This window comes from Pseudonocardia lacus, assembly GCF_018531445.1.
Taxonomy (GTDB): domain Bacteria; phylum Actinomycetota; class Actinomycetes; order Mycobacteriales; family Pseudonocardiaceae; genus Pseudonocardia; species Pseudonocardia lacus.
In genome coordinates this window covers 26,757-36,277 of record NZ_JAHDTH010000026.1, presented here as the reverse complement: position 1 = coordinate 36,277, position 9,521 = coordinate 26,757, and the positions used below count along the sequence as shown (strand labels likewise).

Below are 9,521 nucleotides of genomic sequence, written 5' to 3'. Positions count from 1 at the left end.
TCCCACACCGCCGTTGTCGGCAACCCCCGCCCGTTTGCAACCCCACAACTGCGTTCTCGACGGTGGGGGGTCAGGCGGTCATGTCGAGGTTGGCGACGATCTTGGTGGGGCGGAGGCGGACGAGGAGTTCGCCGGGCACGCCGTTGCGCTTGCCGAACTCCTCGGCCCGGTCCTCGCCCATGTAGCGCCCGGCGATGACCGTCGCCGAGCGGAGCAGCTCGGCGGGGTCCTCGCTCACCGTGGCCAGGGCCTGCACCTGGACGAACCCGTACGGCGGCAGTTCGGAGTCCACGCACAGCGACACCCGCGGGTCGCGCCGGACGGCGCGGCCCTTCGCCGTGTCCCGGCCGGTGTTGAACAGCAGTTCCGGCGCGTCGTCGGGACCTTCGACGACGAACCAGACCGGCGCCACCAGCGGGCGCCCGTCGGCGGCGGTCCAGGCGAGCTTGCCGGTGCGGGTGCCCTCGGACAGGAAGGCGCGGATCTCGGGGTCGAGGCTGCTCACCCCGCCGAGCCTAGTGATCGACCGGGTCAGCGCACCCCGTCCCACAGCCGACGCTCGTCGCCGGCCGGGTCGTCGACCGCCTCCACCTTGTCGTTGATCAGGCCGGTGGTGCGCGACCCGGTGGTGTAGGGCGCCCACCCGGGGTCGCCGCGGCGGATGAAGCTCACCCAGGTGGCGTGGGTGGTGTCGGCCACGACCTGCGGGGCCGCGTCGCCGACGAGGGGGCGCGTGCTCGGCTCGTGCAGCGTGTCGAACACGAAGGGGAGCTCAACCGCGTGGCAGGCGCCGAGCTCGCCGTCGTAGGACGTGGACCAGTGGTCGAAGCGGTAGACCCAGGTCGGCGCGGTCGCCGCGGCCCGGGCCTCGGCCACGCGCAGCGCCGGGACGCGGAAGAACCAGTCGGTGACGATCGCGGCCAGCAGGTCGCCGGGGCGGGCGTCGGGCCGGTTGCGGCGGTAGACCTCGACGTCGGCGGGGGCCAGGCCGTACGCGGCGGCCGCGCCGGCGAGCGTGGCCTCGTCGATGGCCCCGATGGCGCCGGCGGGGACGGAGAACAGCCGGCCCTCGTCCTTCGTGGAGCCGATCAGCAGGGGGACGCCGGCGCCGACGCCGTCGGTGATGGCCGCCAGCGGCGGGCGGGGCACGACCTCGCCGTCCACGGTCGGCATGAACGGCAGCAGGCTCATCGCCAGCGCGCCCCACTTCTGCGGGTCGGGCGCGGTCTGCACCTCCTCGGTGAGCGCCGAGGCCGCCGCCGTCACCCGCTCGACGGGCACCGCGGCGATCGCCTCCCGGGTGGCCTCGACGCCCAGCGCCTCGGCGAGGAAGCCGGCGACCCGGCGCCCGTCCTCGGGGCCCATCGTGTGGGCGGCCGCCCCGCTCTGCGCGATGGCCTGCTGGAACAGCCCCTCGGCGGCGGGCATCGACAGCAGCGTGGTCACGCTCATCGCGCCGGCCGACTCGCCGGCGACGGTGACCCGGCCGGGGTCGCCGCCGAACGCGGCGATGTTGTCGCGCACCCAGCGCAGCGCGGCGACCTGGTCGAGCAGGCCGGGGTTCGCGGTGTCGTCGCCGGTGTAGAGGAAGCCCTCCGCGCCGAGGCGGTAGTTGACCGTCACGCAGACCACGCCGTCGCGGGCGAAGGCGGCGCCGTTGTACGCGGCGACCGAGCCGGAGCCGTTCATGAACGAGCCGCCGTGGATCCACACCAGCACTGGCGCGGAGCCCGCGGTGTCCGGGGCCCAGACGTTGAGGTTGAGGCAGTCCTCGCCGGGGATGTCGACCTCGACGAACAGGTCCTGGTACTGCGGGGGGTAGGGGCCCTTCGGGCTGGTCGGGCCGAACCGGGTGGCGTCGCGCACGCCCTCCCACGCGGCCGCCGGGCGGGGCGCGCGCATCCGGTCAGCGCCGAACGGCGGGGCCGCGAACGGCACCCCGAGGAAGGCCAGCGCCCCGCGGTCGGTGGTCCCGCGCAGCTCACCCTGCTGGACCCGGACGACCGGGGCGGACGACGTCTCACTCATCTGTCACCTCGTTGCGACAAAATCTGCTGATGTCGCACAACCGTCGGCCCGAGGCGCTAGCGTTGTCAAGCGTTCGCCCCGCCCCACCACCCGAGGTGAGCCCGTCGTGACAGGTAGCGAGGTCACGCCGCTGCAGCGCCAGCTCGCCGGCGCCGACGCGGCGCGCCCCACCGCGCTCGACGCGTTCGCGCTCGCCCGGCGCACCTTCCTGCGGGGCTGCCGGCTCGACATGGGCGTGCTGGCCCGCGAGCTGGGCGTCAACCGGGCCACGCTCTACCGCTGGGTCGGCTCCCGCGACCGGCTCCTCGTCGAGGTCCTCTGGTTCCTGATGCGACGCACCACCGACCGGCTGCTCGCGGCCGACGACGGCCCACCCGCGGGGCGCGCCGCCCGGATCGTCGAGGGCATGGTGCACGCCGTCATCGGCAACCGCGGCATGGCCCAGTTCATCGAGTCCGAGGGCGAGCTGGCGCTGCGGCTGCTGACCACGAAGGCCAGCGACTACCAGTCCCGGCTGGTGGAGCTGGTGCACGGCCTCATCGCCGACGACCTCGAACGCGGCTGCCTGCGCACCGACGTCCCCGTGGACGACCTGGCCTTCGCCGTCGTCCGGATCGTGGAGTCCTACGTATACATCGGACTCATCACCGGCGAGCGGGCCGACCCGGAGCGCGCCGCGCGGGTCATCCGGGCGCTGCTGCCAGCCCCGCCGCCGTCGTCGACAGCGCCCTGACCCGGGCCGTCGCGCCGCCGGCCCGCCAGACCAGCGCCCAGGAGACCGGCGGCGCGCCGCGGAACGGCACGAACCGCACGGTGGGGCGGGAGAAGTAGTCGGCGGCGTGCGCGGCCAGGGGGCAGATGCCGGTGCCGGCGGCGACGGCGGCCAGCAGCTCCTGGAACGTGCGGAAGGTCGGGCCGCGGGTGATGGGGGCGCCGCTCGCGGTGGTCCACGGGGCCGGTGGTTCGCGCCAGTAGGCGGGGGCGGGGCGGGCGGCGCGCAGCACGGTGTCGCGGGCCAGGTCGTCGAGGGTGACGTGGGCATCGGGACCGCCGCGGCGGGCGAACGGGTGCCCGGCGGCCACGGCCAGGACCACCGGCTCGACGAGCACCACCGGGCCCACCACGAGGTCGGGCTCGTCGACCGGCAGCAGCGTGACCAGCGCGTCGACCTCGCCGGCCCGCAGCGAGGCGAAGACGTCGGTGAAGTCGGCCTCGCGCACCGCCACCGACCGGTCCGGCGCGCGGTAGGCGTCGAGCAGCGGACGGACCAGGTCGGCCACGCCGGGCGCCTCGAACGCGACCGGCAGCTCGCCGTCGAGCCCGCGGCCGGTGGCGACGGCACGGGCCACCGCCTCCTCGATCCGGGCGAACGCGGGGGCGAGGTCGTCGCGCAGCCGGGCGCCCAGTGGCGTGAGCGCCACCCGACGGCTGCTGCGGGCGAACAGCGCCGCGCCGAACCGGCGCTCCAGCGCGGCGATCGTCTGGCTCACCCGGGCCTGCGAGACGTGCAGCCGCTCGGCCGTGCGCCCGAAGTGCAGCTCCTCGGCCAGGGCCAGGAAGACCTCGATGTCCCGCCGCTCCACGCGCCACCTCCGTCGATAACACGGAGGTTATCGATCCGGTCGGGATCGGGCGGTGATCGGGCGGCCCGACCGGACGATCGTCGTACCCATGACGAACACGACGCACCTGGTCCGCGCGGGCGACGCCGAGGTCCTCGACGGCGACCCGGGCGGAACGATCACCCTGCTCGCCGACGCCCCCGACACCGGCGGCGCGCTCTCCGCGCACCGCTCCACCTTCCGCGACGGCGCCGCCGGCGCCCCGCCGCACACCCACCACGAGGCCACCGAGCTGTTCCTGGTGCTCGACGGCGCCCTGCGCGTCCTCGTCGGCGGCGACGTCACCGTGCTGCGCGCCGGCGACCTGCTGGTCGTCCCGCCGGACGTGGCGCACGCCTTCGAAGCGGCCCCCGGCCACGACGCCGAGGTGCTGTTCGTGCTGGCCCCGGCCCGGGAGCGGGCCGAGTACTACCGGCTGCTCGACCGGGTCCACCGCGGCCGCGGCGACTGGGCGGAGGTCGGGGCGTCGCAGGAGCGCTTCGACAACCACTACGTCGACAGCGCGGCCTGGGCCGGGCGTGACGGAGCCGACGGGAATTGAGAGTGCCCCGCCGGCCGCGGGTTCGTAGCGTTGCCGATGGTCGGCGGACGAGGGGGGACCTGATGGTCGAGGGGGAACGGCGGCGCGCCCGCGTCCCGGCGGTGGTGCCGGTGCTGGCGCTGAGCATCTTCGCCATCGGCACCAGCGAGTTCATCATCATCGGCCTGCTCCCCGAGATCGCGGCCGACCTGCGGGTCAGCATCCCGCAGGCCGGCTACCTGATCTCCGCCTTCGCCATCGGCATGATCGTCGGGGCGCCGGTGATGGCGGTGCTGACGCTGCGCCTGCCCCGGCGGATCACCATGATCGCCGCGCTGGTCGCGTTCGCCGCGGGCAGCTTCCTCGCCGCCCTCGCCGACGACTACGCGCTGCTGCTGGTGGCCCGGGTCGTCACCGCGGTGGCCACCGCCACGTTCTGGGTGGTCTCCGCGGTGGTCACGGTGTCGGTGGTGGGCCCGCAGGACCGCGCCCGCGCGCTGTCGGTGCTGCTGGCCGGGCTCACCCTGGCCAACATCGTCGGGGTCCCGGTCGGCACGTTCATCGGCCAGCTGTGGGGGTGGCGGGCGGCGTTCTGGGCGGTCGGCGCGGTCGCCGCGATCGGGCTCGCCGGCGTGCTGGTGATGGTGCGCGAGGGCACCTCCGGCGCCCCGTCCAGCGGCCTGGCCGCCGAGTTCGCGGTGTTCCGGCAGGGCAGGCTCTGGCTCGCGCTGGGCACCATCGCGCTGCACGCGGCGGCCACGATCGGGGTCTTCAGCTACGTCGCCCCGCTGCTCACCGACGTCGCGGGCGTCGAGGCGCGGTGGGTGCCGCTGGTGCTGCTGGGCAACGGCATCGGCTGCTTCGTCGGCATCACCGTCGGCGGCAGGCTCGCCGACGCGCACCCCTGGAGCGTGCTGTTCGGGTCGCTGGCCGCGATGACCGTGGTGATCGGGCTGATCGGGGTGCTGGCCGCGTGGCCGGTCCCCGCCGTGGTGCTGGTGGTGCTGCTCGGGGTGGTGTCGTTCCTGGTGGCCGCCCCGCTGAACGCCCGGGTGTACGAGCTGGCCGGGGCCGCGCCCACGCTGGCCAGCGCGATCACGACCTCGGCGTTCAACGTCGGCAACACCATCGGGCCCGCACTGGGCGGCCTGGTGATCAGCACGGGCTGGGGTTACGCCGCCACGGCCTGGGTGGGGGTCGTGCTGGCCGTGGGCGCCATCGCGGCCGGGTTCACGTCCTGGTCCCTGGACGCCCGCGACGACCGCCGGGCGCGACCGGGCGCGACCGCCGTCCGGACGCCGTGACGTCCTGCGACGACCACCGCGCCCCGCGCCGCCTCCCGGAGTAGACCTGGGGGGTGCCGTCCGCCCGCGTCCCGCGCCGCACGCTGCTGCGCGTCGCCGCCGTGAGCGGCCTGGCCGCGCTGGCCTCGCCGGCGGCGACCCCGCTGCTGCGCAGCGACCGCCCGGTGCTCACCCACGGCGTGCAGTCCGGCGACGTGCTGGCCGGGTCCGGGCTGGTGTGGGCGCGGGCCGACCGACCGTCACGGATGGTCGTGGAGGTCTCGGACCGGCCCGACTTCCGCGAGGCACTGCGGCTGACCGGCCCCGTCCTCAGCCCCGACACCGACTTCACCGGCCGGCTGCGCGTGCCCGCCCTCGGGCGCACCGCGCACTACCGGGTCAGCGCCGAGGACCTCGACCTGCGCACGACCAGCACCCCGGTCACCGGCTCGTTCCGGCTCCCGCCCGGGCCCGACGGGCCCGTCCGGTTCCTCTGGTCGGGCGACATCGTCGGGCAGGGCTTCGGGATCAACCCCGACATCGGCGGCATGCGCGTGTTCGCCGCCATGGCAGCCCGCGAGCCCGACTTCTTCCTCTGCAGCGGCGACACCGTCTACGCCGACGGAACCCTGGAGGAGACCGTGGTGCTGCCCGACGGCCGCACCTGGCGCAACGTCGTCACCGAGGCCAAGACCAAGCCGGCCGAGACGCTGGCCGAGTACCGCGGCGCCTTCGCCTACAACCGCACCGACGAGCACCTGCGCGCTTTCACCGCCGCCGTCGCCCAGCTCAACCAGTGGGACGACCACGAGGTGCACGACAACTGGTACCCCGGCGGCGTCCTGGACGACGACCGCTACACCGAGCGCCGCACCGACGTCCTGGCCGCGCGCGCCTACCGGGCGTTCCACGAGTGGGTGCCGCTCGACCGGCGCCGGGCCGTGGACGGGCGGGTCTTCCGCAGCCTCCCGTACGGGCCGCACGTCGAGGTCTTCGTGCTCGACATGCGCAGCCACCGCGACCCCAACGGCCCCAACGTCGGTCGGTCAGGGGCGCTGCTGGGGCAGCGGCAGGCCCGCTGGCTGGTCGACGGGCTGGCGGCGTCCCGGGCCACCTGGAAGGTCGTCGCCGCCGACCTGCCCATCGGACGGGTGGTCGGCGGCACCGACGTCGGCTGGGACTCGGTCTCCAACGGCGCGGCCGGCGCACCCCTGGGGCGGGAGACCGAGATGGCGCAGGTGCTGGGCGCGCTGCGCGACCGGCGCGTGCGCAACGTCGTGTGGCTCGCCGCGGACGTGCACTACACCTCGGCGCACCACTACTCGCCCGAGCGGGCCGCGTTCACCGGGTTCGACCCGTTCTGGGAGTTCGTCTCCGGCCCGTTGAACGCCGGGGCGTTCACCCCGGCCGCGCTCGACCCGACATTCGGCCCGGAGCAGGTGTTCGTGCACGCGCCCGCCGACCCGTCGAGCTCCCCGCTGGACGGCTTCCAGCACTTCGGCGAGGTCGAGGTGAGCCCCGGCGGGGAGGAGCTGCGGGTGACGCTGCGCGATCAGTACGGCTCCGCGCTCTGGTCCACCGCGCTCACCCCCGCCCGGTGAGGGTTCAGGAAAGCCACGATGCTGCCCGCAGGGGGCAGCATCGTGGCTTTCCTGAACTCGGGGGAGCAGGGGGCGCCCGTCGAGCGGAGTGCGCGCCGCCGCGCGGAGGGGGAGGATCGGGGCATGCGAACGGTGTGCGGGCTCGCTCGCGCGGTCCAGGTCCTGGTCTCGCGCGGGCGGGGCGCGCCGGGCGCGGTCGCGGCGGTCAGCCCGCTCACCGGCGGCAGGCGCCCGCTGCTGACCGACCGCATCGGCGAGCAGCGCCGCGGCGGCGCCAAGCTCGACCAGGTGGACGGCACGACCTGCGGCAGCGCCGTGCTGGTGGCGCTGTCGGCGTGGGCCGACCCGGCCGAGGTGGCCCACCTCGAAGGGGAGTCCGGCGCGGTCGCCGCGGGCGCCGGGGCCGGCGTCGCGGCCGGGTTCGGCGCCCGCTGGGACGCCCGCCAGAAGCAGGTGCACGCCGAGTCCACGAAGCTCTGGCCGCAGGCGCTGGGCACCTCGCCGTGGGGGATGACCCGCTGGCTGCGCGAACACGCCCCCGCCGCCGGGCCGTACCGGGTGCGGCTGGTCGACGACGCCTCCGCCGCGGACGTCGCCGCGGCCGTCGCCGAGGTGGAGGCGGCGCTGTCGACCGGGAGGCCGGTGCCGCTGCTGGTCGGGGCGTTCGTCCCGCGGCACTACTGCATGGCGCTGAGCCGCCAGGACGACGGCGCCTGGCGGGTCTACGAGCCGACCAGCGGTCAGGTGCGCGCCGTCGACCCGGCGTTGATCGGCCGGCGCGCCCTGCGCCCGCTCCTCGGCTTCGACCACCTCCACGCGCTCCTACTGCCGAGCTGACAGCTCCGCGGGGCGGGCCAGGACCTGGGCCAGGGCCGCGGTGAGCGCGGTGGCGGGGTCGGGGGGTGGGGTTGCCGCTCGCCACGCGACGACGCCGTCGGGGCGGACCAGCAGCGCGCCGTCGGGCGCGATGCCGGCCGCGGCCGGCCACCGGCCGTCGGGGTCCCGGACGCGGTGCGCGACGAGGTCGAGGCCGAGCCGCTGGCCGGCCGCTTCGGCCGCCGCGCTCCACGGCGTGCCCTCGGGCCCGGCGAGCACGGCGAACCGGCTGCCGACCAGGTCCAGCGTCGACCCGCCGTCCCCGAGCGGGACGTGCGGGACCCGGGAGCCGGGCGTCCCGTCGAGGACGAGCGCCACGTCCGTCGTCGAGGGCAGCTCGGGGGAGGGGCCGACGACCGCGGCGGAGTCGTACCGGTACCCCAGGTGCACGATCGGCGCCGCGATGATCCCGGCCTCCCGGCGCATCGCCTCGACCTCCGGGCCGCTGCCCCAGTGCAGCCGCGGGTCGGGCAGCCGCCGCACGGCCTGGTCGAGGGCCATCGCCGCCACCGGGCGCCGCTCGGCGTCGTAGCTGGCGAGCAGCCCGGGGCCGGCCCGCCCGGCGAGCACCGCGGCCAGCTTCCAGGCCAGGTTGTGGGCGTCGGCGACGCCGGTGTTCAGCCCGAAGGCGCCGATCGCCGCGGTGGTGTGCGCGGCGTCGCCCACCAGCAGCACCCGGCCGTCGGCGAAGCGGTCGGCGAGGCGGACGGTGACCCGCCAGGGCAGGGCGCTCACCACCTCGACGTCGAGGTCGGGCGCGCCGACGGCGGCCCGGACCAGTGCCGCGGCGTCGGTCGGGTCGTCCTCGGTGTGGAAGCACCACTCCGTCGCGCCGTCGATGGTCACCAGCATCCCGCGGGCGCCGGGCGCGCTGGTGTTGCAGCTGACGAACCGCACGCCCCGGGTGATCGGGGTGAGGTCGGCGCGGAAGAGGATGTTGGTCATCGTCCGGCCCAGCTCGCCGGGGCCGGTGGTGCCGATGCCGAGGGCGCCGCGCACGGTGCTGCGGCCGCCGTCGGCGCCGACCAGGTAGTCGGCTCGGACGACGTGCGGCCCGTCGGGCGTCTCCAGCGTCGCGGTGACGCCGTCGGCGTCCTGCGAGAAGCCCGTGAGTCGGGTCGAGTAGCGCACGTCGGCGCCCCGCCGGGTGGCCTCGGCCAGCAGGACGGTGTCCAGCCGGTGCTGCGGGCACGTGCCGCGCAGGGAGCACGGGCTGACGCCGATCATCGGGTTCTCGAACGGCGGCGGGGCGGTGGCGCCGCGCAGGTCGGCGGTGGCCAGTGTCGCCCCGGACACCTTGCCGAGCATGCCGGTGGACATGTCGGCGGCGGCGGCGTCGACCTGCGCCTCGATCCCCACCTCGCGGAAGAACTCGACCGTCCGCGCCCCGACCCCGGTGGCGCGCGGGTGCGGCGAGGGGCCCGCCTGGCGTTCCACGACCAGGGTGTCGACGCCGTGGTGGGCCAGGAACAGCGCCGCGGACAAGCCCACGGTGCCACCACCGGCGACCAGGACGGGAACGTGCTCGGGCCACATCACGACTCCTTATGGCTACGCCGTATCCAGAACGGATACAGCGTATCCACAACGC

The 9,521-nt window shown here is 75.7% G+C and carries 9 protein-coding genes; 5 read left to right on the top strand and 4 right to left on the bottom strand.

Annotated features, from left to right (window positions below; genetic code table 11):
- Nucleotides 1–70: 70 nt before the first annotated feature.
- The gene (locus KIK08_RS08420) at nt 71–505 is read right to left on the bottom strand and encodes a PPOX class F420-dependent oxidoreductase (RefSeq protein WP_214402458.1); all 435 of its coding nucleotides are present in this window, start codon (nt 503–505) and stop codon (nt 71–73) included.
- Between the two features lie 26 nt (nt 506–531).
- Nucleotides 532–2,028, bottom strand: coding sequence for a carboxylesterase/lipase family protein (locus KIK08_RS08415; protein ID WP_214402457.1), 1,497 nt, complete (start codon nt 2,026–2,028; stop codon nt 532–534).
- Between the two features lie 106 nt (nt 2,029–2,134).
- Here KIK08_RS08415 and KIK08_RS41615 point away from each other — a divergent pair, with 106 nt between their 5' ends.
- The gene (locus KIK08_RS41615) at nt 2,135–2,761 is read left to right on the top strand and encodes a QsdR family transcriptional regulator (protein ID WP_214402456.1); all 627 of its coding nucleotides are present in this window, start codon (nt 2,135–2,137) and stop codon (nt 2,759–2,761) included.
- Here KIK08_RS41615 and KIK08_RS08405 read toward each other — a convergent pair.
- Nucleotides 2,712–3,611: a LysR family transcriptional regulator gene (locus KIK08_RS08405; RefSeq protein ID WP_214402455.1), complete on the bottom strand. Its 900-nt coding sequence runs from the start codon at nt 3,609–3,611 to the stop codon at nt 2,712–2,714. The two genes, KIK08_RS41615 and KIK08_RS08405, sit on opposite strands and share 50 nt — an antisense overlap.
- An 88-nt stretch (nt 3,612–3,699) precedes the next feature.
- Here KIK08_RS08405 and KIK08_RS08400 point away from each other — a divergent pair, with 88 nt between their 5' ends.
- From KIK08_RS08400 to KIK08_RS08385, 4 genes are all read left to right on the top strand, one after another.
- Entirely contained in the window at nt 3,700–4,191 is a 492-nt protein-coding gene (locus tag KIK08_RS08400; protein ID WP_214402454.1) for a cupin domain-containing protein, read from the top strand.
- 62 nt (nt 4,192–4,253) lie between these two features.
- A complete protein-coding gene (locus KIK08_RS08395; RefSeq protein WP_214402453.1) occupies nt 4,254–5,474 on the top strand; it encodes a Cmx/CmrA family chloramphenicol efflux MFS transporter in 1,221 nt (406 codons plus the stop codon).
- A gap of 53 nt (nt 5,475–5,527) precedes the next feature.
- Nucleotides 5,528–7,054, top strand: coding sequence for an alkaline phosphatase D family protein (locus KIK08_RS08390; protein WP_214402452.1), 1,527 nt, complete (start codon nt 5,528–5,530; stop codon nt 7,052–7,054).
- Between the two features lie 123 nt (nt 7,055–7,177).
- Nucleotides 7,178–7,891, top strand: a complete 714-nt coding sequence (locus KIK08_RS08385) for a hypothetical protein (protein WP_214402451.1) — start codon at nt 7,178–7,180, stop codon at nt 7,889–7,891.
- Here the strand turns inward: KIK08_RS08385 and KIK08_RS08380 are convergent.
- A complete protein-coding gene (locus tag KIK08_RS08380; RefSeq protein WP_214402450.1) occupies nt 7,877–9,466 on the bottom strand; it encodes an FAD-dependent monooxygenase in 1,590 nt (529 codons plus the stop codon). The genes KIK08_RS08385 and KIK08_RS08380 overlap by 15 nt on opposite strands.
- Nucleotides 9,467–9,521: the final 55 nt, after the last annotated feature.